This is a genomic window from Plantibacter flavus (genome assembly GCF_002024505.1).
Taxonomy (GTDB): Bacteria; Actinomycetota; Actinomycetes; order Actinomycetales; family Microbacteriaceae; genus Plantibacter; species Plantibacter flavus_A.
Genome location: NZ_CP019402.1, coordinates 3305119 through 3320877 on the forward strand (window position 1 = coordinate 3305119; position 15759 = coordinate 3320877).

Annotated in this window: 11 protein-coding genes and 1 other RNA gene; 5 read left to right on the forward strand and 7 right to left on the reverse strand. The window is 66.8% G+C overall.

Translation table 11 applies throughout. The features are described from left to right. Positions 1 to 131 precede the first annotated feature (131 nt). On the forward strand, positions 132 to 1202 hold the full coding sequence (locus BWO91_RS15180) for a glycosyltransferase family 4 protein (protein WP_079003168.1): 1071 nt from the start codon (positions 132 to 134) through the stop codon (positions 1200 to 1202). A gap of 40 nt (positions 1203 to 1242) precedes the next feature. Continuing rightward, on the forward strand, positions 1243 to 2457 hold the full coding sequence (locus BWO91_RS15185; RefSeq protein WP_079003169.1) for a hypothetical protein: 1215 nt from the start codon (positions 1243 to 1245) through the stop codon (positions 2455 to 2457). 161 nt (positions 2458 to 2618) lie between these two features. Here BWO91_RS15185 and BWO91_RS15190 read toward each other — a convergent pair whose 3' ends face one another. Beyond that, on the reverse strand, positions 2619 to 3680 hold the full coding sequence (locus BWO91_RS15190) for an acyltransferase family protein (protein ID WP_167620512.1): 1062 nt from the start codon (positions 3678 to 3680) through the stop codon (positions 2619 to 2621). A gap of 298 nt (positions 3681 to 3978) precedes the next feature. Here BWO91_RS15190 and BWO91_RS15195 point away from each other — a divergent pair, with 298 nt between their 5' ends. Continuing rightward, positions 3979 to 5739: an alkaline phosphatase family protein gene (locus BWO91_RS15195; protein ID WP_079003171.1), complete on the forward strand. Its 1761-nt coding sequence runs from the start codon at positions 3979 to 3981 to the stop codon at positions 5737 to 5739. Between the two features lie 208 nt (positions 5740 to 5947). Here the strand turns inward: BWO91_RS15195 and BWO91_RS15200 are convergent, their stop codons facing one another. Then, positions 5948 to 6301 carry a hypothetical protein gene (locus BWO91_RS15200; RefSeq protein WP_079003172.1) on the reverse strand — a complete coding sequence of 118 codons (354 nt, stop codon included), beginning with the start codon at positions 6299 to 6301 and terminating at the stop codon, positions 5948 to 5950. Between the two features lie 152 nt (positions 6302 to 6453). On the opposite strand from BWO91_RS15200, the gene BWO91_RS15205 reads away from it, so the two are divergent. Then, positions 6454 to 8052, forward strand: coding sequence for an HNH endonuclease signature motif containing protein (locus tag BWO91_RS15205; protein ID WP_079003173.1), 1599 nt, complete (start codon positions 6454 to 6456; stop codon positions 8050 to 8052). 595 nt (positions 8053 to 8647) lie between these two features. Here the strand turns inward: BWO91_RS15205 and BWO91_RS15210 are convergent. From BWO91_RS15210 to ffs, 5 genes are all read right to left on the reverse strand, one after another. Next, positions 8648 to 9742: a hypothetical protein gene (locus BWO91_RS15210; protein WP_153303511.1), complete on the reverse strand. Its 1095-nt coding sequence runs from the start codon at positions 9740 to 9742 to the stop codon at positions 8648 to 8650. A gap of 174 nt (positions 9743 to 9916) precedes the next feature. Next, positions 9917 to 11005 (reverse strand): hypothetical protein, encoded by a 1089-nt coding sequence (locus BWO91_RS15215; RefSeq protein WP_153303512.1) that lies wholly within the window; start codon positions 11003 to 11005, stop codon positions 9917 to 9919. Between the two features lie 234 nt (positions 11006 to 11239). Then, entirely contained in the window at positions 11240 to 12463 is a 1224-nt protein-coding gene (locus BWO91_RS15220) for an acetate/propionate family kinase (RefSeq protein WP_079003176.1), read from the reverse strand. 12 nt (positions 12464 to 12475) lie between these two features. Continuing rightward, the gene (pta, locus tag BWO91_RS15225) at positions 12476 to 14644 is read right to left on the reverse strand and encodes a phosphate acetyltransferase (protein WP_064296374.1); all 2169 of its coding nucleotides are present in this window, start codon (positions 14642 to 14644) and stop codon (positions 12476 to 12478) included. Positions 14645 to 14820: 176 nt separating this feature from the next. Continuing rightward, positions 14821 to 14917, reverse strand: an RNA gene (gene ffs, locus BWO91_RS15230) — signal recognition particle sRNA small type. A gap of 154 nt (positions 14918 to 15071) precedes the next feature. On the opposite strand from ffs, the gene BWO91_RS15235 reads away from it, so the two are divergent. Then, positions 15072 to 15722 (forward strand): SDR family oxidoreductase, encoded by a 651-nt coding sequence (locus tag BWO91_RS15235; RefSeq protein WP_079003177.1) that lies wholly within the window; start codon positions 15072 to 15074, stop codon positions 15720 to 15722. Positions 15723 to 15759: the final 37 nt, after the last annotated feature.

Consider the following 15759-nt stretch of genomic DNA (forward strand, 5'->3'; position numbering starts at 1 on the left):
TGGTAGTCTGAGACGCACCATCACGCTCAGGACAGTGCTGAGATCATGCCGTTTCTTTCCGCTTCGCCCTGAAAGGCATCTTGTATGGGTCGGCTGCGCTTCCCGGAGCTCTCGCGACGTGAGAACGACGCATGAGAATCGCGATCTTCACCCCCGACATCACGTCGAACTCACTTGGACGCACCTACTGCCTCTGGCTGCTCATGCGGGCCAACGGCTGGGAGACGCAGGTGTTCGCACCACGCGGTGGCGAGATCTGGGGTCCACTCCGCGGCGGGGACTTTGCCGCGAACTGTCGCACGGTCGACGAAGACGACCCAGAACTTCTTGCGGCGGTCGAAGCTGCCGACCTGGTCCTCGCGGTCAAGCCGGTGGAGACGTCCTTCGGGCGCGCAAGACGGCTCGCACGCGCCGCGCAACGGCCACTTCTCCTCGATGTCGATGACCCGGACCTCGAAGCCGCGTTGTCGTGGCGGCGCCCGTTGCGCCGCTTCGCGAAGGGCATCCTGAAATTCAGCGCCGTGCGGAAGAACACGGAGCTGAAACGGCTCGCTCTGCAGGCGGACACCATCGTGAGCAATCCGGTCCTCCAAGCCATTTACGGCGGGCCCGTCGTCCCCCATGTTCGCGACGACCGCGGTTTCGGCGCACCGCACACCAGCTCCAAGCCCTCCATCGCATTCGTCGGAACGAATCGGAAGCACAAGGGCGTCGACATCCTGCGTGAGGCGGTCGCGAACCGCCAGGACCTTGGCATCACGCTCAAGCTCACCGACGAAGCACCCGAGGACGCTCGGCCCTGGGAGCAGTGGGTCGGAATGACCTCCTTCGACGAGGGCCTCGCGCTGGTCGAGAACGCTGACATCGTCGTGATCCCGAGCAAAGACGACGGATACGCCCATGGTCAGCTCCCGGCGAAGTTGATGGACGCCATGCTCGCCGGTCGCGCGGTCATTGTGAGCGACATCGAGCCCATGACCTGGGCAGTGGGGTCCGGCGGTCTGACGGTTGAACCATCGTCGGTGCCTGCCCTTGCCAACGCGTTGGAGAAGTTAGCTGATCCTCTCGTTCGCCAAGAGCTGGGCTCTCGTGCGCGCCGCAAAGCGCTCGACCTCTTCACGATTGAGGCCAACCGCGAGCCTTTCCGCGAAGTCTGCGAGCAGGTGGTGTCATCTTTTCGGCGGCCAGTAAGCGAGCAATGAGATTCGCACAGACACGTCATCTGCCGGAAGACAAGCGCCGATGAACGCGAAGACGTTCCGTCGACTCTTCGGATTTCTGGTTCTCCCGATGCTTGGCGCGATCAGTCCGCTGATCGCGCTACCCGCGATCACTTCCAACTTCGGGGCCCTCGCATGGGCAGCAGTCGCGATCGCTCAATCAGTCGGCGCAGCCGGCGGCGTCCTCGTCGAATTGGGCTGGGGTCTCAACGGACCGCAGAGGGTGGCACGAGCACGAGCGACGAATCAGCGTCAGATCTTGGCGACCTCGCTTGCGACGAAGGGCCTTGCCTTTGTCGTCATAGGGCCGATCGCTGCAGTTGTTTCGGTGCTACTGGCGCCGGGCTACGAGATCGCCGCGGCTCTTGTCGCAGTCGGAGCAACCGGAGTTGGGCTGACGGCGTCTTGGTTCTTCGTCGGGACCGGTTCACCTTCGAAGATCATGATCACGGACTCCTTGCCTCGGATCATCGCTGTGATCATCGCAACTGTGGCGATCAGCCTCGGTGCGCCGCTGTTGGTCTATGGCCTGGCGATCCTCATTCCATCCGTCGCTTCACCGGTCCTGGCGCTCCTGCTGACACGAGTGAGGTTCGGTGATTTCCGGACCGTTCGCGGAAGTCGGATCCTCATCGCTATCCGCCTCCAGATGGTTGCCCTCTCAGGACGAGCGGTCAGCGCTCTCTACATCGCTCTACCCATCACCCTTGTGAGCATTGTCTCTCCGCAATCGGTCGCGGTATTTGCCTCGATCGAGCGACTGCAGCGGATGACCTTGACTGTCCTGCAATCGATCCCAAACTTCATGCAGGGCTGGGTCGGTCGTGCGCCAGATCGCGAACTCAGACTCAGGCGCGCTACTCGCTCCATACTCCTGAACGCAATCATGGGGGCCGCTGCGGGAGCGGTGTTTGCGGCGCTAGCCCCGTGGGCCAGTTCGGTACTCTTCTCGGGAGTCGTCACCGTATCCTTCACCCTGAGCGCCCTTGGCGGCTGCATGATTTTCATCGTTTGCGTGTCCCGCGCCACCGGGAACATCGCCCTTGTCGCCTTACGTAACATCCGCGCAATCAGCCTCAGTGCACTCGCAGGCGCGCTGGTCGGCGTTCCAGCAATCCTTCTACTGGCCTTCCATTTCGGACCGCTCGGGGCTCTCCTCGGAGAGATCGGTGCGGAGGCAACAGTTCTCCTCATTCAGCTCTCGGCGGTCAGACGAGCATTCAAGTCACGCCGATAGATACCCTCGCCGTTCTCGGCCGATCTGCCCCATTCTCCTGAAACGACAGCCGCGCGACGCGCACCTCGCCTGAGGTTGCCTCCGCGGCCCATCCAGCTACGTCCGCGCAGCTCGAGACGGGCGCCACAGCGCGCATGGTGCGCCGCGACCGAGAGCGCACTCTAGCGAGGTTCGCCTGTCGCAGACGACAGTGGTCCAACGGTTGGTGCCAGATCCGGCTTCCGTCGGGTGAAGAGTCTTGATGACGGCTTTTCCACGAAGAACCAACTTGCCGCAGCCAACGGAATGGTGAAAGCCACAGCGAGACCGGCGAACGCCGCGACCGGCAAGCTCGCGAGGATTGTTCCAGCCATTACTTGCTGAATCGGAAAGGCGTAAATATAAAGACCGTACGAGAGGTCGTTCCTCATCGTGAGCCACCGCACTTTCGTCAGTGCGCCGACGGAGACCAAGAGGTACGCGTACGGCCAAACCCCAAGAGTCCGATAGTCAGGCAGAAACAGGGATCCGACGAATAACGCAGCAGCCAAAGTAACGATCGGCCAGGTCACAGGCAATCGTCGGCCGATCTTGAAGATCAAGACACCAGCTAGAAACAGCAGGGCAAACCGAAGGCCGTCTGCCAGACGGCTCAGCACGAATGAGTCTGCATCGAGTCGGCCCTGCAGAGCCATGTAGAGCGCCCAGCAGCCGACAGTGAGCACTGGCACGACCCATTTGCGCGCGAGCAACCCGGTGAGGCCGAGGGCAAGCAGCCCCAAGTAGCAGAATGCCTCCCATTGGAGCGTCCACAACGACCCGTTCCAGACGCCCGGGTACGGTACGCCGCTCGGAGTGCTCCCGATGGAGTGTTGGAATATGTAGAGCGCCGCATTCTGCGCGACGTATGAAATTGACTCTCCAGAGGAAATCAGCTTCCATCCGTTACCCCCATGCAGCGCAACTCCGACTGGCGCCAGCACGAAAGCGGTAACGAGGAGCGCAACCCAGAAGCCAGGAAGGATGCGCCGCGCGCGCGCGAGGAGGAACGCCCGCCAATCTGGCCGACGGGCCCAGCTGCCCGCAATCAGATATCCCGACAGGATGAAGAATCCGTCCACCCCGAGCGTGATGAGGGGTCCCGAGAACTCTCTTCCGGTGAGCGGCCACGAGTGCGCAACGATGACGCTCGCGGCAAGAAGCAAACGAATCGCGTTTAAGGCGTTGAGCTTGGGGTTGAACACGAGCTCAAGTGTTGGCAAAGCGGCATTGCGCGACAAGTGGAACTCCCCAGGTTTCGTTTGCGTCACCGGAGGCTACCGCACGAGCAGTTGAATTACGGTGCTATCAGCCATCGGCGGGTAGCCGGCTGCAGCGGTTTCTCACGGTGCGGAGCTCTGACAAACCGGATTCGCACCGGCGTGCAACCTGGCCACAAGATCGCCCCCAGCCAGCGCGAAGCGCCGGCGCTCTCACGTGGATCTCTTCGAAGCGGCCTACGCTATTGGGAGCACGGTAGTGCCGTCGAGAGTGAGGGCAAGAATGGCAGTAGGCAGAGATTCCACGCCGGCAGCCGAGGATGCCCCGGATCCCAACCCCAAACGCCCCACCTCCCGCCGCGACTTCTTCCGCGCCGCGGGCTTCGGCGTCGCAGGTCTCGCAGCGGGCGGAGCGGTCGCCGGCGGGATCGCGGCCGCCACCGCGTCCAACCCCCAGGAGGACTACGGCTTCACGCCGCTCCCCAAGCGCAGCGAACCGGGGTTCGACCACGTCGTCGTCGTGATGTTCGAGAACCGCTCGTTCGACCACATGCTCGGATGGCTGTACCCCGCGGGAGGCGAACCGGCCGGCCAGACCTTCGACGGCCTCGCCCAGGGCGACTACAGCAACCCCGGCGAGTCCGGCGAAGCCGTCCCCGCCCACGTCTACACGGGCCCCACCGACCAGATCATGGCCCAGCCCGACCCGGACCCCGGCGAGTTCTACCCGCACGTCAACACGCAGCTCTTCGGCACCATCGACCCCGAGAGCAACGGCGACCTCCGCAACCCGCTGCAGCCGCCGTGGAACCTCCCGGCCGACACCTCCTCCCCCAAGAACGACGGCTTCGTCAAGGACTACATCGTCAACTCGACGCTCGCCCGCGGACGCAAGCCGACGCCCGAGGAGTACTCCACCGTCATGGGCGGCTTCTCCCCCGAGATGCTGCCGGTGCTGTCCACGCTCGCCAAGAACTTCGGCGTCTATGACCACTGGTATGCGGCGGTCCCCTCACAGACCTTTTGCAACCGCTCCTTCTTCCACGCGAGCACCTCCCACGGGTACGTCACCAACATCGAGGGCGACGGCATCGGCAAATGGCTGAGCGCACCTGCCGTCCCCACCGTGTTCAACCGGCTCGAGGCGGCCGGCAAGACCTGGCGCGTCTACTACGACGCCCAACAGGTCGTCTCCCTCACCGGTCTCCTGAGCGCACCGTCGATCGAGCAGTACTGGAAGAGCAACTTCCGCAGCATGGAGCAGTTCCACGAGGACGCAGCCAACGGTGACCTGCCCGACTACGCCTTCGTCGAACCACGCATGGTGTTCGACCACAACGACATGCACCCGCCGGTCGTCCGCCCCGACAACCCGAGCCGGGACGACCTCGACCCGGAGCTCGACTCCGCCTACTCCGACATGCGCGCCGGCGAGCAACTCCTCGGCGAGGTCTACACGGCGATCAAGCACGGGGCGTCGACCACCGGCTCGAACGCGATGAACACGGTCATGCTCGTCACCTTCGACGAACACGGCGGCATCTACGACCACGTTGCGCCACCTGAGGCGACCCCGCCGTCTGGCAAGCCGGAGGCGGGCGAGATGGGCTTCACCTTCGACCGCCTCGGACTGCGGGTGCCGACCATCGTCATCTCCGCGTACACGAAGGCCGGCAGCGTCATCAACGAGGAGATGCATCACGGCTCACTCATGAAGACCCTCGCCGAGCTGCACGGACTCGACCCGCTGACCGAACGCGACCGCACCGCCACGAGCATCTTCAACGCCGTGAACCTCACCTCACCGAGGCAACCCGTGCTGTGGCCGACGGTGACGCCCGCTTACGTGCCGCCGAACCCCGAGGCGAACGCCCGTACCGACAAGGACAAGGACCGCAAGCGACCGCTCACGCCGCCGGCACTCGGACTGATCGGGATCCTCCTCGCGAAGTACGAGCCCGGCGCCCCGCTGCCGGACAACTACGCCGACGCGTACGAGGTGCTGACGAAGCACGGCGAAGGCCTGTTCGGCACGCGGGACTGATTCGGGCGGTGGTGCCCTTCGACAGGCTCAGGGACCGAACCGGATCGTGACGGATGCGAAGGCTTCGGTCTTTCGCACCGCTCCCTGTCCCCGAGCACCCCACCCGGTCCCCGAGCACCTTTCCCGGTCCCTGAGCCCCCTACGGTCCCTGAGCCTGTCGAAGGGTGGCGACCCCCGTCGAGAGGTGCGAGCCCACCGACGCGCGACCTCAGAACTGGACGTCCTCCACCGGCGGGAATTCGGTGATCGGTTCATCGCAGAACGGGGCGAGTTCCAGATAGGTCGGCCGGTCGTCCTCGATGAAGAGGAGGAGGAACGCATTCGACGTGCTCGCCTCGAGGACCGTCTGACGCGTCGGGGTCGGCCGATCGCCGCTGTCGGGAGTCAGGTCGATCGAGGGACACGTGCCGCAGCCGCACGTCCCGTGCACCATGACGCCCGGGAGCTGTCCCGCCCACCGTTCTCGATCGGAGGCGGCGACGGCCCGGTCGGCACCCGGCTCCGTTCCGCGGGCGATCAGGGCGACCAGGAGGTCACGCTCACGGTCGGCGAGGGGGCGCATATGGCGAGTGTACGCGGGCCACGCGAGAACTCCCTCGCCGCTCGCAGAGCCCGGCGAGGCATCTGAACGCAACAGACGTTGGCTAAATATCCCAGATCAGCGGTGGAATCGGTCGGCGTTCGAATGTCAGTGGCTCATGTTTGGATGGTCCCATGTCCAGCAGCCCACGCGATCCCCTCGGTCCGGTCTCCGCCGACCCCTTGGGCACGCTGCGCGAGACGGTGTCCGAGCTCCTCCGTACCTGGTCGGGCGCGCTCGACCCGATCCGACCGGGCGACGACGCCATCGAGCAACTCGCCGGCATGAACGACGCAGGCGTGGTCCGCGTCCTCGACCAGCTGGGTGCCGTGCAGCACGTGGTCGAAGTCCTGGCCGCTCGCGTCATGGGTTCGGTGTCGGAGCGCTCCCGCGGCGGCATCGTCGGCCACGACCCGTTGGCCCGCAGCCACGGGTACGCGACACCGGCCGTCATGCTCTCGGAACGTTGGCGCATCCCTCGCGGACGCGCCGCCACGATCACCTCGGTCGCCCAGGCGATCACCCCCAAGCGCGCCCTCACCGGCGACGTCATCGAGTGCGACCGCCCCGAGATCGCCGCCGCCATCGAACCCCGGCGCGCTGCCGACACCCACTGCCTGCCGCTGTCCGAAGGCGACAACCCGACGTGCACGGTCGACCACGACGAGACGGCCGCCCCATCCCGCTTCGTCCGGTCCGCACTCAGTGTCGAGGGCGCGGGCATCCTGCTGCGCGAGCTGCGACTGGTGGGCTCCGGTGTCGACGACGAACGCGTCCACCGTGCCGTCAGCGCCGGCATCGAGCACTGCGACGGTGCACCGCTCGCCGAGGTCAACAGCCTCGCCAAGCTCGTCCGCACCAGCCTCGACCAAGACGGCCCCGTGCCGCGCGAGATCGCGCTCCGGAGGCAACAGCGCTGCACCCTCCGCGAACTCCCCGACGGCATGACCGAGCTCCGCGCCTTCCTCGCGCCCGAGGCGGCGGGATGGGTCCGCGCCACGATGGACGCCGTCGTCGGCAAGCAGCTGCGGCAGGTCCGGTTCGTCGATCCCTCCGATGAAACGGCCGCGGCGGCAGCGACCAGCGGTGAGCTGCCCTCCGCGGATCCGCTCGACGACGCCTACGTCCCGCCGGCAGAGATGCCCGACACCCGCACGATGGACGAACGCCGCGTGGAAGCCCTCGTCGGGGTCTTCCGTCACGCCGCGGGTTGCGAGTCGGCGGTCATGGAACTGGCACCCGTCTCCCTCATCATCCGCATGGACGAACCCGATCTGGCCGACGACGGCCAGTGGTCCGACGGCAGGGCCTACATCGACGGCGTCTCCGAACCGATCTCCGCCGGCACCGCACGGTGCATGGCAGCCGATGGCCGGATCATCCCGATGGTGCTCGGCGGGCCGTCCCAGGTGCTCGACCTCGGAGTCGGCACACGATTGTTCACCAAGAACCAGAAGATCGCCCTCGCTGAGCGCGATGGTGGCTGCGCCTGGACCGGCTGTACCCATCCACCGTCGTATACCGAGGCCCATCACCTCGTCTGGTGGTCACGGGGCGGACCGACCGACCTGTCCAACGGCATCCTGTTGTGCAGTTTCCATCACCATCGCATCCACAACGACGGATGGGAGGTCATCGTGCGCGACCACGTGCCCTGGTTCATCCCGCCCGCGCACATCGACCCGCATCGCATCCCGCGACGCGGCGGCAAGCCGAGGCTGCGCGCTGCGTGACGCGCTCAGCACGACCGGACGATTATCTCGACGTCAAACCAATCCACGCCGCCGGACGCTCCGAAGCACTGTTTCCGGTCATTTTCGTTACCCGAACGCGCAAATGGCCGGCGCGCATGGCCCGGGCCAAGCGGTCCCGGCACGTGCGACCGGGCGGAGTGCAGCAACGGAGCTGCCGCTCCGCCTTCCTCCCCGCCGCGCTCGAGCCAGGAAGTCTCCCGTGTGCCCTTCGGCAAGCTCAGGGACCGGGGGGCGGTATCGGTCACTGAGCTTGTCGAAGCGCACACGAGAAACCTTGCCCTTCGACAGGCTCAGGGACCGGGGGAAGCGCTCCGGAACGGAGACCGGTCATTGAGCTTGTCGAAATGCACCACGGACAACCCTTCGACAAGGTGAGGGAACGGGGGGGTACGGGTCGCTGAGCCTGTCGAAGTGCGCCACGCGGAACCGAACCGGTCGCAGGAGTCATCCGTGGGCGCTTCGACAAGCTCAGGGAACGGGAACGGTCGCTGTGTCTGTCGAAGTGTCAGCGCCCCGGCGGCAGCACGAAGCCCCGCCCTCGACCGGGGTCGTGGACGGGGCTTCGAAGGTGAGACTAGGCCGTGACCTGCGCGCCCTTGCGACGAGCAGCTGCGAACAGCATGCCGGCAGCACCGAGGAGGAGCAGCGCGGCAGCGCCACCGACGAGGACACCCGAGTCCGAACCGGTGTCAGCCAGCGTCGGAACGGCCGGGGCGCCAGCGGCGACCGGGTCGGCGATGACGGCGATGGAGTCAGCAGCAACCCGTCCAGCGGTGTCGGTCACCGAGAAGATGTACGTACCGACCTGGATCCCTTCGCCCTCGAGGGTCAGGCCCGAAGCTGCGAAGCCACCGTTCTCATCGGCGATGATCGTGTTGGCACCGTCGGCAGAGCCGAAGATCTCGCCATTGGGGTCGGTGACCGCGATCGACAGCGTGTCGCCAGGCGTGAAGCCGAAGGCGTTCACGCTGAAGCCAGCGCCGCCCGGGCGCACGTCGGAGAAGAAGATCGTGTCAGGGTCGACGAGCACGGTCGGGACCGCGGGTGCCGGAGCAGCGAAGGTGTAGGTGTCGTTGAGGTAGGTGATCGACTGAACCACGTCGTCGCTGCCCGCGACAACCTTCACACCGAAACCGAGGATCTCGTAGTCGTTACCGAGCGCGGCACTGACCTCTTCGATCGACGCTGGCGTGTTCGCTGCCAGGCCAGGAAGGTCGTCGGTGCTCGCCTGCCACGGTGGTCCGGGGATGTTCGCAGGACCCGCGAGCGAAGCGCTCAGGGTGGTGGTCGAGTCCACATCTCCTGGCACGACACGGACCTGCACCTGGAAGTACGCGGACTTGACCGACGAGACGAAGCCCGCGGAGGTCAAGAGCGTCTGGAACGGGATGGTGGCGGCCTTCGGGGCATCGTACGCGTACATGATCTGCGAGTCGCCGGTCAGCACGAGCCCAGCGTCGGTGATCTCAGCGGGCGCGCCCACCTGATCGGCCGGGAGAGCCTCGTACCAGCCGGTTGCGGTCGCGGGGTCGATGCTGCCCTGCAGCTGATCCGGGGTGACCTGGTAGTCGAATGCGGACGCAGGGCCCGCGAAGAGAAGCGTGGATCCGGCGACAACTGCGAGGCCGGTGGCGAGAGCCGCGATGCGGCGTGACGTCTTCAATTTCACTGAGGTGAGGACTTTCATCTAGGGGTCCGGCAGGCACGATGCACCTGTTGGTTCTCTGAGACTAAGGGAACTCACAGGGAAAGGTAATTAGGGGAACCACTTATTTCCTCGCCTCAGCGACAGCACGAAGCCCCGCCCTCGACCGGAGTCGAGGACGGGGCTTCGAAGGTGAGACTAGGCCGTGACCTGCGCGCCCTTGCGACGAGCAGCTGCGAACAGCATGCCTGCAGCACCGAGGAGCAGCAGCGCGGCAGCGCCACCGACGAGGACACCCGAGTCCGAACCGGTGTCAGCCAGCGTCGGAACGGCCGGGGCGCCAGCGGCGACCGGGTCGGCGATGACGGCGATGGAGTCAGCGCGAGCGTTGCCGGCGGTGTCGGTCACGGTGAACGTGTAGGTACCGACCTGGATACCCTCGCCCTGCAGGGTGAGGCCCGAAGCCGCGAAGCCACCGGTCTCGTCAGCGATGACCGTGTTGGCGCCGTCGGCGGAACCGAAGATCTCACCGTTCGGGTCGGTCACGGCGAACGACAGGGTGTCGCCCGGGGTGAAGCCAGTGACGGTCACGCTGAAGCCGGCGCCGCCGGGGCGGACGTCGGAGAAGTAGATCGTGTCGGGGTCGACGAGGACCTTCGGGTCGAAGACCGGAGCGACGACCGGGGCGGCGAAGTTGTACGTGTCAGCGCCAAAGGTCACCGACTGCAGCGTGTCGATCGTGCCGGCGTTGGCGAAGACACCGAACGCGAGCAGGTTGAAGTCGCCGAGCGCTTCGCTGAGCTCTGCCGGCGTGTAGGTCGCGTCGGTCGCGAGACCCGGAACGTTCCGGCTGACGACCCAGTCGCCACCGAGGTTCTCGACGCCCGGCGCCACAGGACGCAGGGTGGTGAAGGTGTCGGAAGTGCCGTCTGCGAAAACGGGGATCTGGAAGTAGAGGTCGTCTTCGACAGACGCGTAGCTGATGCTCGCCGCTGCTTCGAGGAAGCCGCCAGCCGCGACCGGGACACCGCCGGTGTTGTTGAAGCCGTAGATGATCTGCGAGTCACCCGTCATGGTGAGGCCGGCGTCGCTCAGGACGGCCGGGGCACCGGGCGTGTCGACACCCTCGTGCCAGCCCGCGTAGGTCGCCTCGTTCGGAGCGATCTGATCTGCAGTGACCTGGATCTCCGCTGCGGAAGCGGGTCCGGCGATGAGGAGCGTGGATCCGGCGACAACTGCGAGGCCGGTGGCGAGAGCCGCAGTGCGGCGTGACGTCTTCAAATTCACGGAGTTGAGTACTTTCGTCTAGGGGTCCGACAGGCGCGACGTACCTGTTGGTTTTCTGAGACTAAGCGGATTCCCAGGGAAAGTTAATAGGGGGAACCACTGATTCTTTTGTCCTCCGCAGAGGGGACAGGAGCGTGAGGTCAGCCCGTGAGCCCTTCGACAAGCTCAGGGGCCGGCAGAGGTGCTCAGGGACCAGAGGAGGTGCTCAGGGGCCGAAGGGTCGGCGACTCGCGGCTACGCCAATGCGGCGACCGTCTGGCGGGCGATCTCGAGCTCCTCGTTGGTGGGGACGACGAGGACGGTTACCGGGGAGTCGTCCGTCGAGATCACCCGGATGCCACGCCCACGCTCGGTGTTGCGGTCCTCGTCGAGGATGATGCCGAGCCCCTCGAGCCCCTGCACCGCACCCGCGCGGATCAGCGGCGCGTTCTCGCCGACACCGGCGGTGAACACGACCACGTCGAGACCGCCGAGGACCGCGAGGTACGCCCCGAGGTAGTGCCGCAAGCGGTGGACGGTCACGTCGAGCGCGAGCTGCGCCGCTTCGTCGCCCTTCGATGCCGACTCGGTGACGTCGCGCATGTCCCCGGTACCCGACAGCCCCAGCAGACCACTGCGGCGGTTGAGCAGCGTGTCGAGCTCGTCGAACCCGAGCCCCGCCTTGCGATGCAGGTGGAACAGCACCGCGGGGTCGAGGTCACCGGAGCGCGTGCCCATGACGAGTCCTTCGAGGGGCGTCATGCCCATCGAGGTGTCGACCGAGCGGCCTCCGTCGATCGCGCACGCCGACGCACCGTTGCCGAGGTGGAAGACGATCTGCTTCAGCTCACCGAGCGGGCGGTCGAGGAACGCCGCCGCAGCCTCCGACACGAACTTGTGCGAGGTGCCGTGGAAGCCGTACCGACGCACGCGGTGCTTCGCGGCGAGCTCCGCGTCGATCGCGTAGGTGTACGCCGCAGCCGGGATGGTCTGGTGGAACGCCGTGTCGAACACCGCCACGTGCGGGACGTCGGGGAACGCGACCTGCGCCGCGTTGATGCCCTGCAGGTTCGCCGGGTTGTGCAGCGGCGCCAGCTCGGAGATGTCCTCGATGTTGATCTTCACGAGGTCCGTCACCACGGTCGGCTCGAAGAAGCGCTTCCCGCCGTGCACCACCCGGTGACCGACCGCGATCGGCGCGTGCTCATCGAGTGACGGCCCGTGCTCGGCAAACGCGTCGAGCATGACCCGGAACCCGGCTGTGTGGTCGGGGATCTCACGCTCGATGACCCAGCGCTCCTCGATGGGCGGGGTCGTCGCGCCGGCGGCGTCCGGGAGGTAGGACCGGTGCTCGGCGGCACCCGTCGCGTCGCCGATGCGTTCGACGAGTCCGCTGGCGAGCGTCCGCTCCGTCTCGACATCGATGAGCTGGTACTTGAACGACGAGGAACCGGAGTTCACCACGAGGACGGTGGGCATGTGTGTCTGGACCTATTCCTGTTCCTGCGCCTGGATGGCGGTGATCGCGACGGTGTTGACGATGTCCTGCACGAGCGCGCCACGCGACAGGTCGTTGATCGGCTTGTTGAGGCCCTGCAGCACCGGACCGATCGCGACGGCGCCAGCCGAACGCTGCACCGCCTTGTACGTGTTGTTGCCGGTGTTGAGGTCGGGGAAGATGAACACCGTCGCACGGCCGGCGACCTGCGAGTCGGGCATCTTCGTCGCGGCCACCGCGGCGTCGGCAGCGGCGTCGTACTGGATCGGCCCCTCGACGAGGAGGTCGGGCCGACGCTCACGCACCTGCCGTGTCGCCGAGCGGACCTTCTCGACGTCGGCACCAGCACCGGAGTCACCGGTGGAATACGACAGCATCGCGATGCGCTGCTCGATCCCGAACTGCTCCGCCGTCTCGGCCGAGGAGATCGCGATGTCGGCGAGCTGGGCGTCGGTCGGGTCGGGGTTCACCGCGCAGTCGCCGTAGACGAGCACGCGGTCGGCGAGCGCCATGAGGAACACGCTCGACACCACGGAGACGCCGGGCTTCGTCTTGATGATCTCGAACGACGGCCGGATCGTGTGCGCCGTCGTGTGGGCGGCGCCTGAGACCATGCCGTCGGCGAGCCCGAGGTGCACCATCATCGTGCCGAAGTAGGAGACGTCGGTGACGGCGTCGCTCGCCATGTCGATCGTGACGCCCTTGTGGGCCCGCAACCGGGCGTACTCCTCGGCGAACTTGAGGCGCAGCACCGCGTCGAAGGGGCTGACGATGGTCGCCTTGCTGAGGTCAATGCCGAGCTCGATGGCCCGCGACCGCACCTCGATCTCCTCACCGAGGATGGTGAGGTCGGCGACCTCACGGGCCAGCAGGGTGCCGGCCGCGCGGAGGATGCGGTCGTCGTCGCCCTCCGGCAGCACGATGTGCTTGCGGTTCGACCGCGCGCGCTCCAGCAGCCCGTACTCGAACATGAGGGGCGTCACGACGTCGGCGCGCGCCACGTTGAGCAGCTCGAGCAGGAGCGGCGCGTCGACGTTCTGCTCGAACAGTGCGAGTGCGGTGTCGTACTTGCGCTGCGAGTCGGCAGCCAGACGACCACGGGTGTTCATGACGCGGACCGCGGTGTCGTAGGTGCCGAGGTCGGTGCTGACGATCGGCGGGATCTCACCGAGACCGGAGATGAGCTCCTCCACCACCTCGGGCAGCGGGAACCCACCGTTGAGCACGATGCCCGCGATCGACGGGAACGTACCGGAGGCGTTGGCCATGAGCGCGGCGAGCAGCACCTCCGTGCGGTCTGCCGGGATGACGATGACGGATCCCTCGGTGATGCGCGGGAGCACGTTCACCATGGACATGCCCGCCACGACGACGCCGAGCGCCTCGCGGGTGAGCAGCTCCTCGCTGCCCTTCACCAGGGTGCCGTCGACGGCCTCGAGGATGCTGTCCATCGTCGGGGCGATGAGGAAGGTGTCTTCGGGGATGGCCCAGACGGGGACCATCGCGGCTCCGGCGGCGTGGCCGGCCGGCGCGACGACGGAACCGTTCGCGGAACCGTTCGGGTGGATGGCGTCGCTGATCGCGGCGGTGATCTCGAGGAGCTTGTCGGGATCGGCACGGTTCGCGACCACCGCCAGCAACTGGGCGTGTGCGTCGGCGAGTTCGCCCAGGGCGAGTTCGGCGATGTTGCGCATGTCGTCGGGCGTGCGGGCGACGGACTGGCCGAGCTGCTCCCCCGCACCCTGACCGGCGCGACCGCCGAGCACGAGGAGGACGGGTGCGCCGAGGTTGGTGGCGATCCGGGCGTTGTAGCCGAGCTCCGTCGGGCTGCCGACGTCGGTGTAGTCGGATCCGAGGATCACGACCGCGTCGCACTGCGCCTCGATGTGCTTGTACCGCTGGACGATGCGCGAGAGCGCCGCCTCGGGATCGGTGTGCACGTCGTCGTAGCTGACGCCGATGCAGTCCTCGTAGGCGAGGTCGACGCCGTCATGCTCGAGCAGCAGCTGCAGCACGTAGTCGGGTTTCGTGGTGGACCGTGCGATGGGGCGGAACACCCCGATCCGCTCGATCTGATGACTCAGGGTGTCGAGGACCCCGAGGGCCACCGTCGACTTCCCGGAGTGTCCTTCGGCAGAGATGATGTAAATGCTTCGCGCCACGGTTTCCAGCCTACGGGGGCGACGTCTGCGGGGGCTGGGTAAGCGCACAATGTCGTGGTTGCAGGGCGAGCGCAGGAGATCGGCGCGAGAGCAGAAGGAACGGGCGCCGGATGTCCTGCTGCCAGGCGGATGTCCTGCTGCGGCGCCGGCGGCCAGGGAGCAGGGCGGCGCGGGCACGAAAAGACTCCCCGCGCACCCGCCAGAGCCCGGTTACCCTTGCTGCGTTTCCGCCCTGGGGGAGTTGGCCTGGATGGCGCCACGCGGGGAGCCGTCACCTAGTGTACCCGAGCCGCGACCGGGTTGCGTACGCCACGGTTGAGGCGTTGACTGGCGGATCTGGGACCACTGGCCCCAGACCACCGATCGACCGCCGTCCCCACGAACGGGCGGCGCACCGACCGGGACCGCATCGAACGAGAGGACTCACATGACCGACGTCGTCATCGCCGGAGGACACGGACAGATCGCCCTGCACCTGCAGCGACTGCTCGCCGAAGCAGGACACTCCCCCGCCGGCATCATCCGCAACCCCGAGCAGGTCGGCGAGCTCCAGGGCATCGGCTCACGAGCCATCGTCCTCGACCTCGAGCACTCCTCGGCGGCAGAACTGGCCGACGAACTCGCCGGAGCCGACGTCGTCGTGTTTGCGGCGGGAGCCGGCCCGAACAGCGGCGCCGACCGCAAGCTCACCCTCGACCGCGACGGCGCCATCCTCCTCGCCGAGGCCGCCGAGCTCGCCAAGGTCCCGCGCTACGTGATGGTCTCGTCGATGGGTGCCGACGACTTCGACCCCGACTCGGACGAGGTGTTCCAGGTCTACCTGCGGGCGAAGTCCGAGGCCGACGCCGACCTCCGCGGGCGCGACCTCGACTGGACGATCGTGCGCCCCGGTGGCCTGACGGACGACGCCCCGACCGGAACGATCACCGCCGCGACGACCACCGACCGCGGCTCGATCCCGCGTGCCGACGTCGCCGCCGTGCTGTTCGCGCTCGTCGAGTCGGGCGCGGCGTCCCGCACGCAGTTCGAGGTCATCGGCGGCGAGATGCCGATCCGCGAGGCGCTCGCGGCGCTGTAGGCCCCTGCGCCTCGACAGGCTCGGTGAACGGACCCCC

Coding starts and splice junctions, on each gene's coding strand:
- BWO91_RS15185 (WP_079003169.1), top strand. CDS start 1,243: ATGAACGCGAAGACGTTCCGTCGACTCTTCGGATTTCTGGTTCTCCCG.
- BWO91_RS15235 (WP_079003177.1), top strand. CDS start 15,072: ATGACCGACGTCGTCATCGCCGGAGGACACGGACAGATCGCCCTGCAC.
- BWO91_RS15205 (WP_079003173.1), top strand. CDS start 6,454: ATGTCCAGCAGCCCACGCGATCCCCTCGGTCCGGTCTCCGCCGACCCC.
- BWO91_RS15220 (WP_079003176.1), bottom strand. CDS start 12,463: ATGCCCACCGTCCTCGTGGTGAACTCCGGTTCCTCGTCGTTCAAGTAC.
- BWO91_RS15195 (WP_079003171.1), top strand. CDS start 3,979: ATGGCAGTAGGCAGAGATTCCACGCCGGCAGCCGAGGATGCCCCGGAT.
- BWO91_RS15200 (WP_079003172.1), bottom strand. CDS start 6,301: ATGCGCCCCCTCGCCGACCGTGAGCGTGACCTCCTGGTCGCCCTGATC.
- BWO91_RS15180 (WP_079003168.1), top strand. CDS start 132: ATGAGAATCGCGATCTTCACCCCCGACATCACGTCGAACTCACTTGGA.